At 57.9% G+C, this 18,749-nt stretch carries 18 protein-coding genes and 1 riboswitch; of the genes, 3 read left to right on the forward strand and 15 right to left on the reverse strand.

What is annotated here, in order from left to right; translation table 11 throughout:
• Positions 1-3: 3 nt before the first annotated feature.
• From AC2FHX_RS00185 to AC2FHX_RS00205, 5 genes are read right to left on the reverse strand one after another with little or no spacing between them, the layout of a single operon-like run.
• The gene (locus AC2FHX_RS00185; RefSeq protein ID WP_142632846.1) at positions 4-273 is read right to left on the reverse strand and encodes a K+/H+ antiporter subunit F; all 270 of its coding nucleotides are present in this window, start codon (positions 271-273) and stop codon (positions 4-6) included.
• On the reverse strand, positions 270-770 hold the full coding sequence (locus tag AC2FHX_RS00190; protein WP_496692434.1) for a Na+/H+ antiporter subunit E: 501 nt from the start codon (positions 768-770) through the stop codon (positions 270-272). Before AC2FHX_RS00190 ends, AC2FHX_RS00185 begins: the two co-directional genes overlap by 4 nt.
• Entirely contained in the window at positions 767-2,311 is a 1,545-nt protein-coding gene (locus AC2FHX_RS00195; RefSeq protein ID WP_271947996.1) for a monovalent cation/H+ antiporter subunit D, read from the reverse strand. The genes AC2FHX_RS00190 and AC2FHX_RS00195 overlap by 4 nt, the downstream gene beginning before the upstream one ends.
• The gene (locus tag AC2FHX_RS00200; protein ID WP_142632852.1) at positions 2,308-2,667 is read right to left on the reverse strand and encodes a Na+/H+ antiporter subunit C; all 360 of its coding nucleotides are present in this window, start codon (positions 2,665-2,667) and stop codon (positions 2,308-2,310) included. Before AC2FHX_RS00200 ends, AC2FHX_RS00195 begins: the two co-directional genes overlap by 4 nt.
• Positions 2,667-5,540 carry a monovalent cation/H+ antiporter subunit A gene (locus tag AC2FHX_RS00205; protein ID WP_496700641.1) on the reverse strand — a complete coding sequence of 958 codons (2,874 nt, stop codon included), beginning with the start codon at positions 5,538-5,540 and terminating at the stop codon, positions 2,667-2,669. Before AC2FHX_RS00205 ends, AC2FHX_RS00200 begins: the two co-directional genes overlap by 1 nt.
• Positions 5,541-5,766: 226 nt before the next feature.
• Here AC2FHX_RS00205 and AC2FHX_RS00210 point away from each other — a divergent pair, with 226 nt between their 5' ends.
• Together AC2FHX_RS00210 and AC2FHX_RS00215 are read left to right on the forward strand one after the other, a co-directional pair.
• A complete protein-coding gene (locus tag AC2FHX_RS00210; RefSeq protein WP_496700614.1) occupies positions 5,767-6,240 on the forward strand; it encodes a rhodanese-like domain-containing protein in 474 nt (157 codons plus the stop codon).
• Entirely contained in the window at positions 6,237-7,052 is an 816-nt protein-coding gene (locus AC2FHX_RS00215) for a CE1 family esterase (RefSeq protein ID WP_496700613.1), read from the forward strand. Before AC2FHX_RS00210 ends, AC2FHX_RS00215 begins: the two co-directional genes overlap by 4 nt.
• 9 nt (positions 7,053-7,061) lie before the next feature.
• On the opposite strand, the gene mdoH is transcribed toward AC2FHX_RS00215, so the two are convergent.
• The 7 genes from mdoH to AC2FHX_RS00250 form a co-directional block, all read right to left on the reverse strand.
• The gene (gene mdoH, locus AC2FHX_RS00220; protein WP_496700612.1) at positions 7,062-8,930 is read right to left on the reverse strand and encodes a glucans biosynthesis glucosyltransferase MdoH; all 1,869 of its coding nucleotides are present in this window, start codon (positions 8,928-8,930) and stop codon (positions 7,062-7,064) included.
• Positions 8,927-10,426 (reverse strand): OpgD/OpgG family glucan biosynthesis protein, encoded by a 1,500-nt coding sequence (locus AC2FHX_RS00225; protein WP_496700611.1) that lies wholly within the window; start codon positions 10,424-10,426, stop codon positions 8,927-8,929. Before AC2FHX_RS00225 ends, mdoH begins: the two co-directional genes overlap by 4 nt.
• Positions 10,423-11,640, reverse strand: a complete 1,218-nt coding sequence (locus AC2FHX_RS00230) for an OpgC family protein (protein WP_281994375.1) — start codon at positions 11,638-11,640, stop codon at positions 10,423-10,425. The genes AC2FHX_RS00225 and AC2FHX_RS00230 overlap by 4 nt, the downstream gene beginning before the upstream one ends.
• Positions 11,641-11,674: 34 nt before the next feature.
• On the reverse strand, positions 11,675-13,045 hold the full coding sequence (locus AC2FHX_RS00235; RefSeq protein ID WP_271947985.1) for a tetratricopeptide repeat protein: 1,371 nt from the start codon (positions 13,043-13,045) through the stop codon (positions 11,675-11,677).
• Between the two features lie 181 nt (positions 13,046-13,226).
• Positions 13,227-14,411, reverse strand: a complete 1,185-nt coding sequence (locus tag AC2FHX_RS00240; RefSeq protein ID WP_142632866.1) for a CaiB/BaiF CoA transferase family protein — start codon at positions 14,409-14,411, stop codon at positions 13,227-13,229.
• Positions 14,398-16,017, reverse strand: coding sequence for a thiamine pyrophosphate-binding protein (locus AC2FHX_RS00245; protein WP_142632868.1), 1,620 nt, complete (start codon positions 16,015-16,017; stop codon positions 14,398-14,400). Before AC2FHX_RS00245 ends, AC2FHX_RS00240 begins: the two co-directional genes overlap by 14 nt.
• A 77-nt stretch (positions 16,018-16,094) precedes the next feature.
• A complete protein-coding gene (locus AC2FHX_RS00250; protein WP_142632870.1) occupies positions 16,095-16,553 on the reverse strand; it encodes a DUF302 domain-containing protein in 459 nt (152 codons plus the stop codon).
• A gap of 68 nt (positions 16,554-16,621) precedes the next feature.
• Here AC2FHX_RS00250 and AC2FHX_RS00255 point away from each other — a divergent pair, with 68 nt between their 5' ends.
• Positions 16,622-17,035 carry a DUF1636 family protein gene (locus tag AC2FHX_RS00255; protein ID WP_281971817.1) on the forward strand — a complete coding sequence of 138 codons (414 nt, stop codon included), beginning with the start codon at positions 16,622-16,624 and terminating at the stop codon, positions 17,033-17,035.
• On the opposite strand, the gene AC2FHX_RS00260 is transcribed toward AC2FHX_RS00255, so the two are convergent.
• The 3 genes from AC2FHX_RS00260 to AC2FHX_RS00270 all read right to left on the reverse strand — a co-directional run bounded on the left by AC2FHX_RS00260 (position 17,032) and on the right by AC2FHX_RS00270 (position 18,466).
• A complete protein-coding gene (locus AC2FHX_RS00260; protein WP_281971818.1) occupies positions 17,032-17,526 on the reverse strand; it encodes a hypothetical protein in 495 nt (164 codons plus the stop codon). The genes AC2FHX_RS00255 and AC2FHX_RS00260 overlap by 4 nt on opposite strands.
• Before the next feature lie 66 nt (positions 17,527-17,592).
• Positions 17,593-18,291 (reverse strand): CbtA family protein, encoded by a 699-nt coding sequence (locus AC2FHX_RS00265; protein WP_281971819.1) that lies wholly within the window; start codon positions 18,289-18,291, stop codon positions 17,593-17,595.
• Positions 18,292-18,295: 4 nt separating this feature from the next.
• Positions 18,296-18,466, reverse strand: coding sequence for a CbtB domain-containing protein (locus AC2FHX_RS00270; protein WP_142632876.1), 171 nt, complete (start codon positions 18,464-18,466; stop codon positions 18,296-18,298).
• Positions 18,467-18,503: 37 nt separating this feature from the next.
• A riboswitch (cobalamin riboswitch) is annotated at positions 18,504-18,712 on the reverse strand.
• Between the last annotated feature and the right edge of the window lie 37 nt (positions 18,713-18,749).

Below are 18,749 nucleotides of genomic sequence, written 5' to 3' on the forward strand. Positions count from 1 at the left end.
CCCTCACTCGATGATATTGCCGCGCAGCATAAAGCGCGCGTAGGCAACGGTTGAGACAAAGCCGAGCATTGCGATGATCATGGCGGCCTCGAAGAAAATCTCGGTCCCCAGAAACAGCCCGTAAAGCACCATAAGGGCGATGGTGTTGATCACCATCGTGTCCAGCGCCAGAACGCGTGTGCCCACACCATCGGCGGTAATGATCCGCCACAGACACATCATGATGGCTGCGCCGAAACAGGCAAAGGCAAAGTAGATTGCTAGCTCGATCATTCGAAAATCTCCTTTAGCCTGCGCTCGTATCGTTGCTTGATCTGATCCCGTACTTCGTCCGGGTTTGGCGCATCGAGGCAGTGTACCAGTAAGTTGTGACCCTGCGCTGACAAATCGCAACTGACGGTGCCGGGGGTCATGGTGATTGTCCCGGCCAGAACCGTAATCGCTTCGGGTGTGCGCAGTTCCAGCGGAATGCAGACCCAGTTCGGTTCACGGTCGGAATCCCGTTTGAACAGGATGATCCTGGCAACTGTCATATTGGCGACAACAATGTCCCATAGAACCACCAATATGTATTCGGTGATCATCGGCCAATTCCGAAGAACGGGCCGGTCTGGCCAATACGGCTGTGTGACGAAGGGGATGATAATCCCCAGCACAAGGCCAAACACCAGTGAATTCAGCGATGGTGTGTTTGCCAGCAAAATCCACACGACCGTCAGCAGGAAAGTCAGATGCGGGTGCGGGAATATCCGGTGAAGCAGTTTTTTCATTCTTCCACCCCTAACACGGCCGAGATGTAGTTTTCGGGTGCAAACAACTGTTCCGCTGTGCTGGTAGCGTAGTTCATTGCAGGCCCGGCAAACAATGTCAGCATGACCAGACCGATGATCAAAGCAAATACTGACGTGAAGGCCAACCCGGGCGAAGGTTCCGGGGCTGCCTGAAAGGCGGTCTCGCCGTCAGTTGTATCGGCTTGGTCGGTGGCCAAGCTGGCGTCATGGCTTTTCCAAAAGATCAAAGTTCCGGCGCGGGCCAGTCCTACTATAGTTACAAATGAGCCGATCAATACCACAGCCCAGACCGTATTTGCGTCTGGTGCATCTCGCGCGGCGTCCAGGACCAGCAGTTTGCCAATGAACCCGGAAAGGGGCGGCATCCCGGCCAAAGCAATCGCACCAATAAAGAACAGTGCGGAAATCAGTCCGGTCTGTGCCATTGGGTGCTTTGGGGCAATTGCGCCTCCGCGCCGCTCGATCACCAGATCAGCAATCAGGAACAACAGTGCCGTCGCCAGTGTCGAATGATAAATATAGAACAAAGCGGCAGCAGTGGCCGTTTCGGTGAACAGGGAAATTGCGATCAGCAGGGTACCCATTGACGCGATGGCGCAAAAAGCCACAAGGCGCGCGATGTGTCGTGAGCCCAATATGCCGATTGTACCAACCGCCAAAGTTACCAAAGCGGCAGGTTGCAGCCAGTTGATCACAAGATCATGCGCAACCAAAACCTCGGGGCCAAAGCCAAGCGTGTACATGCGCAAGATCGAGTACGCCCCGACCTTTGTCATGATCGCAAACAGCGCGGCAACTGGCATAGGAGCATTCGCATAGCTGGCCGGTAGCCAGAAATGCAGCGGCAGAACTGCAGCCTTAATGCAGAATACCAGCAGCAACAGGGCAGCACCCACTCTTATCAGAGCGGTGTCTTCGAGCGGAAGCTCGGCAATCCGTACAGCCATATCCGCCATGTTCAGCGTGCCGGTCACTGAATAGAGCGTGCCAAGGGCAAACAAAAACAGCGTTGAGCCCAAAAGGTTGTAGGCGACATATTGCACGCCTGCCTTGAGCCGAACGGCTCCACCGCCGTGCGTCATCAAACCGTAGGACGCGATCAGCAATACCTCGAAGAACACGAACAGGTTAAAGGCGTCACCTGTCAGAAAGGCACCGCATACGCCCATAAGCTGAAAGTGGAATAAGGGATGAAAGTGCTTGCCGCGTGCATCCCATCCGGAGGCAATCGAATAAAGCACTATCGGAAGGGCTAAAAGCGCGGTCAGCAAGACCATCATGGCAGATAACCGATCCAGCACCAGCACGATTCCAAAGGGCGCTGGCCAGTTGCCCAACTCATAGACCAGAATGTCTCCACCTGCGGCCTGTGCGGTGATTGTCAGGGCGATGCCAAGCAGTGCCACGACACCGGCGACCGAGAATATGCGCTGCAAATCAAGGTGGTATCGCAGGACCATGATGATGAACGGAGCCAGAATCGCGGGCAGGACGACTGGCGCAACGATCCAATGGTTCATGCGTCTTCTCCCGGCGCGTCCGTATTGTCATGAGCGGCCATGTCGATGTGGTCATCCTTGGCCGACAGGTAAGCCGAAAGCGAGATCATCACGATCACCGCAGTCATCCCGAATGAAATCACGATGGCGGTCAGCACCAGGGCCTGCGGCAAGGGGTCGGTATAGGCGACCTCTTCATATTTGTTCAGAACCGGCGGCGCGTCCAAAGCCAGCCGCCCGGTGGCAAACAAAAAGACGTTCACCGCATAGGTCAGTAGAGACAGTCCCAGAATGACTGGAAAAGTCCGGCGACGCAGGATCAGGAAAATCCCGGCGGCGGTCATCACGCCAACCGCAGAGGCTACGAGCGCTTCCATCAGACCTGCTCCTTTTCTTCTTGTTCTTCTTCGGGCGGATCGTCCCGCAGCGGGTTGATATCCATTGGGAATTCCTGCGCCATGCCGGGCTGCCAGGCCAAGCGGGACAGGCTATCCAGTGCCAGCATCACCGCGCCCAAAACCGCAAGGAACACGCCGGTATCGAACAGCATGGCGGTTGCCCATTCGAACTCTTCCAGCGGCGGCCAGTTCAGATATCCGAAATCGCTGGTCAGGAAGGGACGTTCATTGAACCATGCGCCAATTCCAGTTGCTGCGGCGATCAGAACGCCCCAGCCGATTGTGCCGTGATAATAGAACCGTTGCCGTTCGATGGCCCAGGTATAGCCGCTGGCCATATATTGCATCAGATAGGCGATGGCGACGACCAGACCGGCGATGAACCCTCCTCCTGGTTGGTTATGGCCGCGGAAAAAGATATAGGCCCCGACCATCAGCGCGATCGGCATCATCACTCTTGTCGCCACGACCATCATCAACGGATGAGAGTCACCCGATTGCGGCCAGTGCGGTTTACGGTTCAGCAAATACCCCCGGACATTGGTTTCCAGAACCGCCTCGGTCAGGGCAAAGATGATCAGGGCGGCAATGCCCAGAACGATGATTTCGCCGAAGGTATCAAAGCCACGGAAATCCACCAGGATCACGTTGACCACATTGGTGCCTCCGCCGCCCTTATACGAGTTGGCCAGATGGAATTCGGAAATGCTCGGGAAACCGAAATCCCGCAGCATCAACGCGTAGATCAACGCACCTGATCCTATGCCTGCCACGACCGAAATTGCCGCATCCCGCCAACGCCGCGCCGCGCTGCTGTCCCAGGGTGTGTCCGTGGGCAGGAAGTTCAGCGACAGCAACAGCAGGATCATCGTCACCACCTCGACCGAGATCTGCGTCAGGGCCAAATCAGGGGCGGACAGATAGTTGAACGCCATCGAGACGATCAGGCCAACGACTCCGATCAGCACCAAGGACAGCAGCCGGTTGCGGTGGAACCACATGATGGCCAGCGTCGCGGCGATCAGGCAGATCCAGCCAATGAACGGAATGATCTGAACGGGTAGGGGCGTGCGTGTTTCAACGCCAATAGATCCGGTTGCGAATGCGTAATATCCCAGCCCAACCGTAAAGACGATCAGGATGGCCGCATACCGGCTGAGGACCCCATTATGCAGAGTATCTGTAACCCAGCGGCTGGTTGTCGTAAGCGCAGCGATCACTGCGTCAAAAATGGTTTTCGCCTCGGGTCTGGGCAGCGCATTCCAGATAAACTCACCGCGCCGATGCTGTGTCAGCAAGGCCAGGCCACCCAGCGTGGCGAAGGCGGACATGTACAGGGCAGGCGTAAACCCGTGCCAGAGCTTCAGCGAATAATAGGGCAGCTTCTCGCCCCCGATTACCGCACTTGAAACAACCGCCACCAGCGGACCTACGATAGCGTTGGAATAAAGACCGATCAGGACGACAAGCACGACCAGGAAAGCGGGTGCAAGCCAAAGCCCGGCCGGTGGGTCATGTGGATGGGTTGGGTAATCGTCGCGTACTGGACCAAGGAACACGTGACCAACAAAGCGGAACGAATAGGCTGCAGAGAACAAGGCCGCCAGCAGCGCCAGTCCGGGCACAAGATAATGCGAATGCAGCCAGGTTGTGTGGACCGTTTCCTCCAGCATCATCTCCTTGGACAGAAACCCGTTCAGCGGAGGTAGACCGGCCATGGAAAGTGCGGCAATCGTCCCGATGGTGAAGGTGATTGGCATCAAATGGCGCAATCCGCCCAGTCGCTTGATGTCGCGGGTCCCGGCCTCGTGATCCACGATCCCGGCGGTCATAAACAGGGCTGCTTTGAACGTCGCATGGTTGATGATGTGGAAGATGGCAGCAACGGCGGCAATCTTGGTTCCAAACCCCAGCAGCATGGTTATCAGACCCAGATGCGACACGGTCGAAAACGCCAGCAGCGCCTTGAGATCATCTTTGAACAGGGCGATGCAGGCCCCGATCAGCATGGTTACCAGGCCGGTTGTGGACACAATGTAGAACCACGCATCAGTCCCCGCCAGAACGGGCCACATGCGGGCCATCAGGAACAACCCTGCCTTCACCATCGTGGCCGAGTGCAGATAGGCTGATACTGGCGTAGGGGCGGCCATCGCGTGTGGCAGCCAGAAATGGAAGGGGAACTGTGCCGATTTGGTGAAACACCCCAGCAAAATCAGGATCAGCGCTGGCATGTAATAGGGTGAAGACTGGATCAGCTCTTTGTTCTGGAGAATGACGCTTAGGTCATAAGAGCCAACGATATTGCCCAGGATCAGCATCCCCGCAATCATCGCCAAGCCGCCAGAGCCGGTCACAGCCAGCGCCATACGCGCGCCCTGTCGTCCCTCGGGGAGGTGTTTCCAATATCCGATCAAAAGGAATGAACTAAGCGAGGTAAGTTCCCAGAATATCAGCAAAAGCAGGATATTGTCCGACAGAACGATTCCCACCATCGCTCCCTGAAACAGCAGCAAATAGGTGTAAAACTGCCCCATCGGGTCTTCGCGCGAGAGATAGAACCGGGCGTAGAGGATGATCAGCAAACCGATGCCAAGGATCAGCAGCGCGAACAGAAACCCAAGGCCGTCCAACATGAAATTGGCGTTTAGGCCCAGTGCCGGAATCCAGTCGAACCGGGCGGTAACGACCTCGCCGCGCATCACGGTTGGGATGTGAATCAACAGCCCCATCAGCGCCAGAAAAGTGGTCAACCCAGCGGCCGAGGCTGCTGCGTTTCGTCCAGCCCGGATCAAAAGGGCTGGGAATACAGCTCCGAGGAAGGGAAGGGCCGCGATGAGGAATAGGGACAACTGCGATACTCCGGTCTGGGCGGTCAAAAGTGCTATTGATTTTGTAAGGATAATTCGCGGAGTGTCCAGCGATTGCAAGCCATTCTGCCTGTTCAGGGGCCCCAAGGCAGAGGATGGTACAGGTAAAGCGGCGATGACACGAACTTGAACAGGCAGGTTAATTTCGACACGGAACTGGATAAGCTGCTGTGATACATAGGACCGCATCGGATCAGGAGGGATTACAGTGGCTGCTGGGGCAAACCGGACACGGCGAAAGGTTCTGCTGTTTGGTGCGGCTGCTGTTCTGGGCGGTTTTGCAATCCGTGAATACCGCCTGATCCCGCAGAGCTATGCGGGCGGTCGGATCAGTGTCGGGGATGCGCATCAGCAAGCTAGGCTTGGAGATATATTTTTGGTGGACATCCGTACCCCACGCGAATGGGATGCCTCAGGCGTGGGCGAAGGCGCGCATCCCCTAGACATGCGTCGCGATGATTTTGATGAGGCGCTGCTGCAGATTGTCGGCGGAGACCTCGATGCCCCAATCGCCCTGATCTGCGCGCGCGGTGTGCGCTCGGCCCGGCTGAGCAACCGGCTGTCCGAGGCGGGGTTCGCAAATATCATCGACGTGCCCGAGGGTATGTTAGGCTCAGCAGCAGGGCCGGGCTGGGTCCGGGCAGGCCTGCCGGTTCAACACTATGATGGGAAAGCAGAATGATCCGAAGCTTGTTTCTGTCGGTCGGGATGGCCGTGATCTGTAAGGCAGGAATGGCCGCCTGTGTCGATCAGGAAGACATGTGCGAAACGCCGTCGGGTGGGTACCATATCGAACTTCCCGAAACCGAAAACCCACCGCTGGTGGTGTTTCTGCACGGTTATGGCGGGACTGCGACCGGAACGATGAAGAACCGCAGTATGGTTGATCCTCTGCTTGCTCGCGGATATGCGGTTATGGCACCGGAGGGGTCCGAGCGTAACGGCCGCCAAAGCTGGAATTTCTTCCCGGGTTGGGAAGGGCGTGACGAAACGGCTTTTCTGCGCGAGGTGGTTCAGGATGCGTCGGACCGGTTCGGGGTCGATGATGACCGCGTCGTGTTGGGCGGGTTTTCTGCGGGGGCCTTCATGGTCTATTACCTCGCCTGCGCGGCGCCGGATACGTTTTCGGCCTATGCTCCGGTTTCAGGTGGGTTTTGGCGACCGCATCCCGAGGCCTGTGATGGCCCGGTGCGCATGTTTCACACCCATGGCTGGACCGACAATGTAGTCCCGCTGGAAGGGCGCCTTTTGGGCGGTGGTCGATTCCATCAGGGCGATATCTTTGCCGGTCTGGAAATTTGGCGGGTCGCAAATGAATGCGTCGATACCAAACCCAGCGGATTTTCCGCGACCGGGCAGTTTATGCGCCGCAGATGGACTGGATGTGCCGATGGCGCGATGTTGGAATTCGCGCTTTTCCCCGGTGGCCACAACGTGCCGCAGGGATGGTCGGATATGATGGTGGATTGGTACGAAGGCCTGCCGGGCGGCTGATCACAGCGTTTACTCGGCAGGAGTCATTACGGTTTTGCCTTCAACCAGACGCTTTAGCTCATCCCTGTGGCGACGGGCCGACCGGGTGATTGCAGGTTCCTGAACATCCTCTTTCATCCCGACCATGCGCCGCGCGGGTGAGGTTGAGACACCGCTGAGCGCCGAAAGCGGGATTGCAAAGGCCAGGCTGATTGCAATCGGTGCCAGCCAGATCGACACCAGACCCGACAGGATACCAGCGCCCAGGGCGATACCGCTGACAGTTTCCAGAGTGTGACACATGATCAGCGTCCGCAGGCCATAGCTGCCACCATCGCGCGCCTGAGGGGACCAGCCCTTTTGAACTCCAAAAACAGTCCTGAACACGGCGATCATCTGCTGCACCATCAGGATCGGGGCATAGAGGATCGACAGGATAACCTCTGAGATGAATGAGGTCATGAATTTGCCCGCGCCACCGAAATCGGCATAGCGCACACCGCTGAGGGGCAGGGCCAGCACGCCCAACACTTTGGGGGCCAGCAACATGGCATACATGACCAGAATGATCAGCACGTGGCGGGTTTCCGACATCTCGGGCCATTGCGGGAACAGCGGATTGTCGGGGCTGAAATAATGCAGAACCGAGGCATCCTCGCCCTGACCAATCAGCGCCCACATCACCAGCAAGGCAAACCACAGCGGCGACATCAGATACCCGACTGCGCCGTGGAACATATGGAACCGCGATACAGCGCGGAAACCGGTTGAGCCCAGCAACTTCAGGTGCTGCAAATTGCCCTGACACCAGCGCCGGTCGCGCAGCGCATGGTCGATCAGCGTTGGTGGGGTTTCTTCATAGGATCCTCGGATGCGCGGTAGGAACCGCACGCCCCATCCGGCGCGACGCATGAGGCCGGCCTCGACGAAATCGTGGCTCATGATCAGCTTTTCCTGACCATTCATCGCGCGCAGTTTCGGCAGCCCGGCGCAGTTGGCAAACGCTTTGGTGCGGATAATCGCGTTATGGCCCCAATAGTTGCCTTCCTGACCACACCAGCGGGCTAGACCTTCGGCGAAGGCGATACCATAAACACCATTGGCAAATTGCTGCATCCGAGCAAAAACCGACTGAGCGCCAATTAACTGAGGGTAGCTCTGAATCAGGCCTGCGCCCGGGTCACGTGCCAAGGAATCCGTCAGGCGCAGGATGGCGCGGCCGGTCATCAGGCTGTCGGCATCCAGCACCAGCATCGCATCCCAATCCGCGCCCCAGCGGCTGACCCAATCGGCGATATTGCCGACCTTGCGGTCTGTGTTCTGTTCGCGGCGGCGGTAGTACAGCTCAAGCCCAGGGGCGAGGGTGGTGCGCAACGCCTCGACACTTGCCTGCTCTTGCGCCGCGATCTCGGGGTTGCGCGTGTCCGAGAGGATGAACATCGCATAGTGGTGTTGACCATCCCGCGCGCGCAGGTCTTCCAGCATGGTGCGGGCGTTGCCCAGTACGTTCCAGGGTACTTCATTATAGACCGGCATAAGAAGCGCGACGCGCAGCGCCTGTGGGCGGCCCTGACGTTTGGGCTGTTCCTGCCGCGACAGGGAAATCATACCCAACAACACGGTGCAGACCGTGAAAGAGATCCAGAAAAAGTTGAATGAGATCAGAGCCAACAGAATCGCTTCGATCAGATTGATCCCTTCGGCTCCGAACCAGTCGGTCATGACCCACAGCATGCCCAGCGTAGCCGCCATTGCAGGCGAGAACGCCAGCGCACGCCAGAATCCCGCAGATGCCTGCCTGCTGCGGGGCGCCTGAGCGTCACGGAACCCAGCGCTGAAATTCTGCTCCGGCATCGCCAGGGGTGCCTCAGGCGGCATGATATGCAGATCGTTGCTCATGATGTCCAACGATACAGCCAGACTTCGGAGGCAGGCTGCTTGTCTTTCAGCAACTGCGCACGCAGTTCCACATGGTTCCGGTCTCCCGGCACGAAGGAAAAGGCCAACCGCAGGCCGCCAGTATCGGGGTTGCGCTGAAGGACGCCTTCCGAGGTCTCTGCATGGGGCGAGTCCACAAAGATCGTCATCGCCTCAGGTTCGTCGAATAGCTCGCTGGCCTCAAAGTCGATCACAGCCAGACGGCCCTCGCCAAATGTATTGTCACCCATCGCGGTGTTGATCACACGCGGCATCGGGGTGCGCTGTGGTTCTTCACCCCAGATCAGGCGGTAGGACAGGTCCATCTGGCTCCCGGCCGCATAGGGCTCCATCGGACGCCAATAGGCGACGATATTGTCGTAGATTTCCTGATCGGCAGGGATCTCGACCAGAGTGACCGCACCTTTGCCCCAATCGCCAGTTGGTTCGACCCAGAGGCCGGGGCGTTTGTGGTAACTCGCTTCAAGATCGGCATAATCCGAGAACGCGCGTTTCCGCTGCATCAGGCCAAACCCGCGCGGGTTCATGTCAACAAAGGACGAGAACTGCAGGCGGGTCGGGTTTGCCAAAGGCCGCCACAGGACCTCGCCAGCGCCGTTGCGGATCAACAGTCCGTCGCTGTCATGCACCGCAGGGCGGAAATCGTCGAAACGGCTGTGATTGGTCTGGTCAAACAGGAACATCGACGTGCCGGGTGCAATGCCGACATGGGTCAACTCGGTGCGTGGGAACAGCGTCGCCTCGACCTCCATAACGCAATCCGCGCCGGCCGTGACGTTGAACCGATAGGCACCGGTCACGCTGGGGCTGTCCATCAGGGCGTGAACCACCATATTGCGCTGACCGGGCTTGGGTCGTTCCAGCCAGAAACGAATGAATTCGGGAAATTCTTCACCATCCGGATCGCCGGTTTTAAGCGCCAGCCCCCGGGCCGACAGGCCGTAGACCTCGTGAAGGCCGATCGCCCGGAAATAACTGGCGCCCTGAAACACACAGAACTCATCGGTTTTTCCGGGGCGGTGCATTTCAGTCCGCAGGCGCAGGCCAGAAAAACCCAGCGTGTCGTCGACGGGCAACTGAGGAACCTCGGTCGACTTGTCAAACATCGACAGATCGAAGGCTACGGGTTTTGCCATGCCGTTTTCGACGGTCGAGACCTGAACCGTACGCGGAAAATAAAGCCCGGGCGTAAAGAAATCTACGTTGAAAGGCGTTTCAGATTCGAACCAAAGCGCACGATCCAGGCGGAACCGGATCGAGCGGTATTGCTCATAGGTCAGGTCCTGCCATTCCTGCGGGACCATCTTGCGCTCGGCAAAGGGCTTTGCGGCCAACTCGCGCGCCAGCGAGATCACGTCACTGCGGTCAAACGGGACCTCTCCGCCCACGGCAAAGGTGGCCGGGGCGAAGGCAAGCGCCGAAGTCGTGGCCAGAAATGCGCGACGTGTGAATTTCATTTCTTTGATTTCCAGGGTTGTGACTTAAACCACGCAGCCAAATAGGCGACGCTGATGATCATGGCAAAGCCAATCATATTAGCGACAAAGACAGTGGCAAAATCCCGCCCAAACAAATCGAGCCCAACGCCGATAAGTCGTGCTGCTGCCATGGAAAATACGAATACGGCAAGTGATTGCTGACCCACTTTGGTGACCAGGGTCAGCACGATTTGCCAAGCTTTGGCGCCAGCGCTCTGACCGGTTGCGATCAGGCGGTGTCCATGCTCGCCAGCAGCGACCCAGCCCAGATAGGCCAGCGACAGGAAATGCATGTAGCGAAACAGACCGAAATCGGTCTTGTCGCGGAATTCCTTCGTGATGGGCCAGACTTTGCGGATTTCATCGGCCAAGTCCGGGGCTGCGGCATTCACCCATGTGAACACTTTCCACGACCCGAAGGGCATTGAAAAGATCAGGAACAGCGCCGCTGCCCAGATCAGCGTTTTTGACACCGGAGGGGCTGGGATCCAGCCGCGCATGAATGCAAAGCCAGTAAAGAACAGCAACTGCCAGCCAAAAGGGTTAAAGAACCACTGACGATCGGACCAGGGCTCGGCAGGCAGGTCCAGAACGTCGGTCTGCGCCACGAGCCAGATAGCAACGGATGTGGCTGCAACCGCCCAGAATCCGATGCGGGACAGGCCCATGAACAGCGGCATCATTGCGAGTACCACCAGATACATGGGTAGAATGTCGAAATAATTCGGCACGTAGGTCAGGGTGAACAGGCCGACGATCTGCGGCGCAGGATCATTGAAGAAATGCTGCAGGTTCAGGGACGAGATGTAGTTCTTCTCAAACAGGCCTGTTTGATTCAGCGCAGCCATCGTCATCGCGACAAAGAAGAACAGGCCGATATGCGCCCAGTAAACCTGCCAGATCCGGTATGATACCCGCGCAGTGCCCATCCACCAGCCCTTGCGCAGGAACGCGCCGCCAAAGGCGATGGCCGAGGCCATGCCCGAACAAAAAACAAAAATCTCGGTTGCATCCGAAAAACCAAACCGGGCAGGGATCCACTTGGCCCAGGGGTCGTTGGGAATATGCGCAATCAGGATGATGAACATCGCAATTCCGCGATAGAAATCCAGACGCGGGTCGCGCGTACTAACAGGGGCGGCCGAGGTGGCTGCCACAGGTGCAAAATCAGAAGCGGGCGATAGAGTCGCCATACGAGTTCTGTCCTTCTTCAGTCTTTTTGTTTTGTTATTCTGCCGGAACGCTTTGTGCGTCTTGGTTATCGCGGGCCGCATCGATCAATGCGCGGCGCGCCATAGCATAATTGTCCTCACCCCCGGCCCGCTTGGCACGGCGGTCGTCTAGAATGCGCTCGACAGCATCCAAACGGCCGGCACGCAGGCCGGAATCAATAGTGATGCGCTCGAATACATCACGTTGGGCGTGGCTACCACCGGCCAGTTGCATTCCGTCCCGTGCATTCGACAGGAAATCAAATGCTTCGCCGTAAAGGCCGTCGCCAAAAGCTTCAAGCCCTTTGGCTGCGGCAATACCGGGATCCGACATCCGGATCGGAGTGTCGCCCTGATTGCGCTGGGCATCTTTCTGGATGCGCTGCAGCATTTTGCCGGTCGCTTCGGTCCGGTTGTCGCCGGTCAGGGCCAGCAGATAGTGAAGATCGGCGAAGATCAGGCAGCCATCTTCGGTCCGGGCGGCGCTGAGGTCGGCCAGTTCCTCCCAGCGGTTTCCAACTTTGACGCCCTCAAGCTCGAGCCGGGACAAAAGCGACGTGGCATTCGATATGTCACGGTAATCGTCGGTTTTGTCCTGCCGGACATACTGGTCATACAGTTCCATAACCTGATCGACCTGGCCCAGGTCCAGATGCATCAGCGCCTTGTGCCACCAGACATGATAGCGGAAGTTGTTGCAATGCGCCCAGGCATCCTCGCGTCCGGCCAGCCAATCAAGACCTTGCTGCGCATTGCCGGTCATCTCGTGCACATGGGCCACTGCGTGCAGGCCCCAGGCATCATCCGACACCATCCACAGGGCCTGACGTCCGGCGATTTCGGCTTTTTCATAGGCCCCGGTTTCCTCAAGCGCGAAGGAATGGCACCCCAGAAGATATCCGCGACCGGCGTGGTCGGGTTCATAAGCGGGCAGGACACGTTCGATCGACCGTCGCATACCAGCGGCATCTCCCAAGACAAACCGTGTTGCGTGGCTGAGTTTCATCGCCAGCGAGTCCTGTGGGTGGAGGCGCAGAATTTCTTCAAACTTCTGGATTGCATGTGAGGGCAGGTCGGACAGGTAAAGGGCCAACGCGTCGACATAAAGCCGCTCGCGCTCAGTTACCGGTTGGCGATCCATAGCGGTGTTGGCAGCATTCAACGCTTCCGCTGCAACTGGCATCATCTCGCGCCGACCCAGCAGGACCAGGAACAGACCTTTGATGGCGTGACCAAGCGCGAAATCGGGCTCAAGCTCTAGCACTTTGCCCAGATGCTGGGGTGTGACAGCTGAATGCGCCATGAAACCAAGCAGAACACCATTCCACGCCTCGACACTGGCCGAATGGCAAAGAGTGTTCATCTGTCCGAAAACATCTTGTTTCATGCGCGGGATCCAATCCATTTGCGATTTATTACTTTATTCGATTTAGCAGAGAGTCAGGCGGGGTCGTATCAGTATCGGCCCTGCTCTCGAATTGGTGAAAAGCTGTGTGTGGAAAACGTGAAAAAATCCGCCGATTCAACGGCATGTTTCAGCAATATGCCGCCTAGTAAGGCATTGTGTTTCAATCTTCAAATGGGTTCTTAGCGTTCAGGACTGCTGCAGTGTCCGCTCCGAACTGTGGCGGAGCCGTCCGGTAGGTAACCGGTGTCCGCGACAATTTCAGCGGGTTTCCGATCAGTTTTACCTCGGCCGGGGCAGCCTGCATCGCGATCTGCATTTGCCGCGCCGCGACCTGCTCGGTGTCAAAAACCTGATCCAGGGTCTGGACCGGCCCAACTGGTACTTTGCGTGCCTCAAGTTCTGCGATGACGGTTGTTGTGTCATATGACTGAACCGCAGGGCGCAATAGGGCGTTCAACGCATCCCGGTTTTCCAGCCGCGCCGGATTCGTCGCAAAGCGGACGTCATCCGCCAGATCAGGTTGGTCGATGAATTCGCAGAACCGGCGGAACTGACTGTCATTACCTACAGCAAGGATCACATGGCCATCAGCGGTTTCGTAAACGTCATATGGAACGATATTTGGATGACCATTCCCACGGCGTTGTGGCACATTGCCGGATGTCAGATAATTCACGCCTTCATTGATCAGCCACGCAATCTGGGAATCGACCAGAGCCAGATCAATTTGCTGTCCCTCTCCGGTCTGGTCCCGATGGCGCAATGCTGCCAAAATGCCAACGCAGGCATACATACCGCACATGACATCAGCGATACCAACTCCAACTTTCATCGGCGCCCCTTGGGGATCGCCGGTCAGAGACATGACACCGCCATAGCCCTGCGCCATCAGATCATATCCGGGCTTTGATGCGTTAGGCCCATCCTGCCCGTAGCCTGAGATCGAACAATAGACGAGGCTAGGGAATTCCTGCGAGAGCGATTTGTAATCCAGCCCGTATTTCGCAAGCCCGCCGGGTTTGAAATTCTCGATCAGGATGTCCGCAAACGAGGCCAGCCGCCGAATTTCCGCCTGACCTTCGGGTGTGGTGATGTCGATGGCGACCGATTTCTTGTTGCGGTTGGCTGACATGAAATAGGCACTAAGATCCGATGGAACCCCGTCGGCATCAGCGACATAGGGTGGGCCCCACTGGCGCGTGTCGTCCCCTTTAGTGGCAGGGTTTTCGATCTTGATAACGCTGGCACCCAAATCGCCCAGCAACTGTGTGCAGGTCGGTCCGGCCAGAATGCGGGACAGGTCCAGAACCTTGACGCCCTTCAGCGGTCCTTCAGATCCGGCCATCATATCCTCCGCGGTCAATCTCAGCAGCGATTACGGTGAACCTATCAGACTTGGTTGCCGCTTCCAGAGCATCCCTCAGTTCGGCGCGGGTGCGCACCGTGTGACCATTCCCACCGAAGGCCCGGCCCATAGCTGCAAAGTCGTGGCGGTCGAAATCGACGCCTACGTTCCCCATTTGCCGCTGACGCTGTTTCAATTCGATCAGGGCAAGGCTGGCGTCGACGAACACCAGGAAAATCGGGTTACCACCCATCTCGGCAACGGTCGACAGTTCTCCGGCGACCATCAGGAACCCGGCATCGCCGGAAAAGCTGATGACCGGGCGCGTGGGTTCGGCCAGTTTCAGCCCGATGGCCATTGGCAGAGCGCAGCCCATGGTGCAGAGCGCTGAAGATTGGATCAGCCCGCGTTCTTCGGAACATCCCCACATCTGGCTGAGAAGGATGCGATGTGCGCCACTGTCAGCGGTGGCCAATGTCTCGGCAGGAAGAACCGCGCGGGTTTCCGCAATTACCGCGGCGGGACCCCATACGTCATCAGTAGGGAAGGCTCGCGCCAGGGCGGCCCGAACCTGTTCGGGCTCACCGCCGGGCCAGGTGGCGCGGGCAGGGTTGCCCTTTGCAACGGCCTCGAGGGTCGCGCCGGTATCAGCCACCAGGTTCAACCCGGCCTGATGCATGTAGTGATCGTTCGGAACCGCCGAAATGTCGATGACGCGCTTTTCTTCGGGGTCCCATATCTCGCGCCAGCCAGGGCGCATTTCGATCGGGTCATAGCCCAGACACAACACCAGATCGGCCTGTTCAACCAGCGGCACCAGATGGGTGTCAGCAAGCGGCGACAGGCCCGCGCCGCCAAGGCACAGTGGATGATCCTCGGGAACCACGCCCTTGGCCTTGTAGGTTGTCACAAAAGGAATGCCAAAATGTTCAAGGAACGCCTGCACCACATTGCGTGAGTCGTCGTATAGAACATCCAGGCCGATAATCGCGATGGGCCGTTCGGCCTGTGCCACCCAGCGGCGGGCTTTTTCAACGCAATCCCCCTCGGGCGCGACGGCGGCAGGTTTGACAAGACGGCGGCGTTTGACATCGGTCACAGGCGCATCCGCAACCGAAATCGGCACGTCGATATGCACCGGCCCTGGGCGCGGCTGACTGGCGAGCGACACCGCTTTGTCTGCGATAATATCCGCGCCTTTGGCGGTCAGCATGAATGTCCCTTTGGTGATCGAGCGATAGACCCGTGCGTGATCCATGACCTGATGGGTGTATGTCAGCGCCTCATCTGCGTCGACACAGCCGGTCAGCACGATCATTGGCACCCGGTCCTGCAACGCATTGGCGACCACATTGATCCCGTTCATCGCGCCTGGACCGAGTGTGGCCACCAGAATGGCCGGGGCACCGTCGCGGTGATGCACCGCCTCGGCCATAAAGCCAGCCGCGTTCTCGTGTTTGGTCAGGTGAAAGGTTATTCCAGCCTTTTCCAACGCATCCACTAGGGTCAGCACCTCGCCACCTGGCATGCCAAAAGCGTGGCGGCAGCCAGCCTCATAAAGCCGTTGGGCCAGAATGTCCGCAGCGCGGGGCGACGAGTCCTGCATCAGTAAAGCTCCGAAAACTGTTTCAACGCAGATTGCGGAGGACAGACCCGGACGCAAGGCGCATCACGCCAGTGTGACTATTTGACAGCGGCTTCGGCCACGATCTGAAAGGTGTCATCCAATTCCTGGGCAATGTCCCTCAGGGGGTCTCTTCCCTCATAGATATAGGGCGCGAATACAAAGCTGGGCGTTTTATAGGACAGGGTGGCGGTGCCGTCCTCGTTTTCAGTCACGTAAAACCGGATCGGTGCTTCGATCATTGCGCGCACCGAGGTTTCCAGCACGCGCACCGCATAGTCATTGTTGAAGGCGCCGATCACCAGATTGCCTGGGATTGTAATCCCCCGCGCGGCGGCGGCTTTGGTGGGGCCGGCCTGCGTGACAACGATCAGACCGTTTGCCTTAACCGCCGATTTGGTGTCCGAGACCAATTCATCATAGCTTTTGCCCGTTGGATACACGGCCCATCCCGAGAGCGGTTCGTCGGCCCAGGCGGGCAGAGCCAGCAGGGCGAAGACAGTCCAAAGCAGTTTCATCCAGAGGCCTCCTTTTAAGGTGTCTGCAGGAATCCTGCCAGAAATGCGGGGACGTCGCACTCACAATCTTGTGCGCATTCGGGATTGCGCCGCGCCGCTTAAAGCCGCAGAAACGGGCGCAGGACGAAGGGAAAGGTCTGGATCGGATGCGCCTGATGATCTGCAAAACCTGTGGCACCGCACGCGATCGGGCGGCCGAGGTGCAGGCTGTGAAGGACGCACTGAAAAGGGCTGGATTGACGGATCAGGTCGAATTGAGCGAACACGCCTGTTTCAGCAGCTGCGCGGAACCCACGACGCTGGCTATACAGTCGCTGGGGCGCGCATCTTATGTGTTTTCGGGTGTCGATGTGGTGGCGGATGCTGCGGATATCGCTGAAACTTGCCGTACTTACCTGAACAGCCCCCAGGGTTGGATCGAAGACGCCCGACCCTGCGGGCGGCTTCGGATGTGTTTGCGTGCGCGTATCCCGGCGCTTTAATCGACCTGAACCGTAACCGCAGCACGAACCGGCACGTTATCTACCGAAAGCGGGCTATGGCTGTTGGAATTCAGCGAAACCGAAACCTCGACCTCGCCTTTGGGCAACTGATCAATGTGCATCCAACTGCCGTAAAGCCGGGCGAGCTTTTCTCCGTTGATGTAAACATGCGCGTGCCCTTCGCCCGCCATGTCTGCGGTCGATGCGTTCTGCGGTGCGAAGGTAAAGTTTTTTGGCATGACATGCAGGTTCCAGCCAGACATAGGATCCTGTGTCAGTGCGATGTCCAGTGTAGGTGCATCTGTGCCTGCCGGTAGGTTCAGGGCCGTGGAATGATCGTGGGCCATGGTCTCAGTGTGTGAGGCTCCGTGAAGAGACGGATCAGAATGGTCGTGGCCATCAAATGTGACGCCATTTGCAGCAGCAATTACAAATCCTGCACCGCCGCCAAAGACCAAACCGATCACGAATAGAGCAAGTGAACGGGTCATTGTATTTCCTTGAAAACATAGGGAAACGCGCCAAGTTTACACCCGGCGCGTTCAATCTAAGTGCGATCAGGCCGTTGCTTCGGAATGTTGCGCTTCTTTCTGCCAGAAATAGCCAGCGAACGCGCCAACCAGAACCCATGCAACCAGACCGATTCCAAAAGCTCGTGCCGCGAACAACGCTCCAATTTCAGTCGGCACAGGGCCGGTGAAAACATCGGGCTCGGGTGCACCGATAAGATGTGGCACCAACAGAAGTACCGCGGCGATCACATAGCTGATCAGGTTACCTCCAAAGGCGATCAACCACATGGCGACAAGGGCTGCTGCAACTGTTGCGAACCACCAGACCTGACGCGCATAGACATCGGCTGCCGCGACACCCGGCACTTCGGGCGCAAGGGTGAAACCTGGTGCAAGGTGGAAAGCGATAAATCCGGCCAACCCCCAAAGAACGCCGGTCCGGCCATCAATCTGATGCCCTTGACCTTCGGCTACCGACATCAGCGCAACCATCACCAGCGCATAGCCGGTATAGGTCAGCATGGTAAAGATGACACTCAGCGCATCACGCGTCAGTTCAGAGAACATGCGCGGCAGCTCGGGATGAGCCGATACGGTCTCGGCCCCGAAATGCACCAGCTCTCCGGATTCATAAAGCTCGGCATGCAACAATACTGGTTGCACAAATACCAACTGCAGCAAGGCGGCAATCAGCCCCGCTGCAGCACCAGCGAACAACGCGCTGGTCAATATACGACTGAACACGGTCTTAGTGGCAGGGGAAGCCGGTCGCGTGACGCACGTCATGCGCTGCATCATGCAGGGCCGCTGCCTGAACGTGACCGGTCAGCGTAATGAGGCCCAGACCCAGAACCACTGCAAACATGACCGGAACAAAGCCTGTACGCGCGGCGGATGCTGTTTTCGTTTGTGTTGCCATTTTGTATTCTCCTCTGCCGCCGCACCCGACGGCCGGTGTTTCGTTTTTGCGCCTGGCAGGTCTCCTGGCTTGCGGGTCGATGCCTCTGTTCGCCTTCCCCCCGGAGAACCGGGAGTGGCTGGTTGAACAGGGGCTCTCCGCTTACAGTCGCGGGGGCGGCTTTGGAGTTGACCACCGAGGCAGTCGCACCAAATTCCCTCTTAGCATCCGGATTTCTCCGGCAGGACCAGACACCCCCATTTAGCCGCTATAGCTGTGGCGGTGCAATCATCATTTGCGACGT

The organism is Ruegeria sp. CDSC042 (assembly GCF_059610745.1).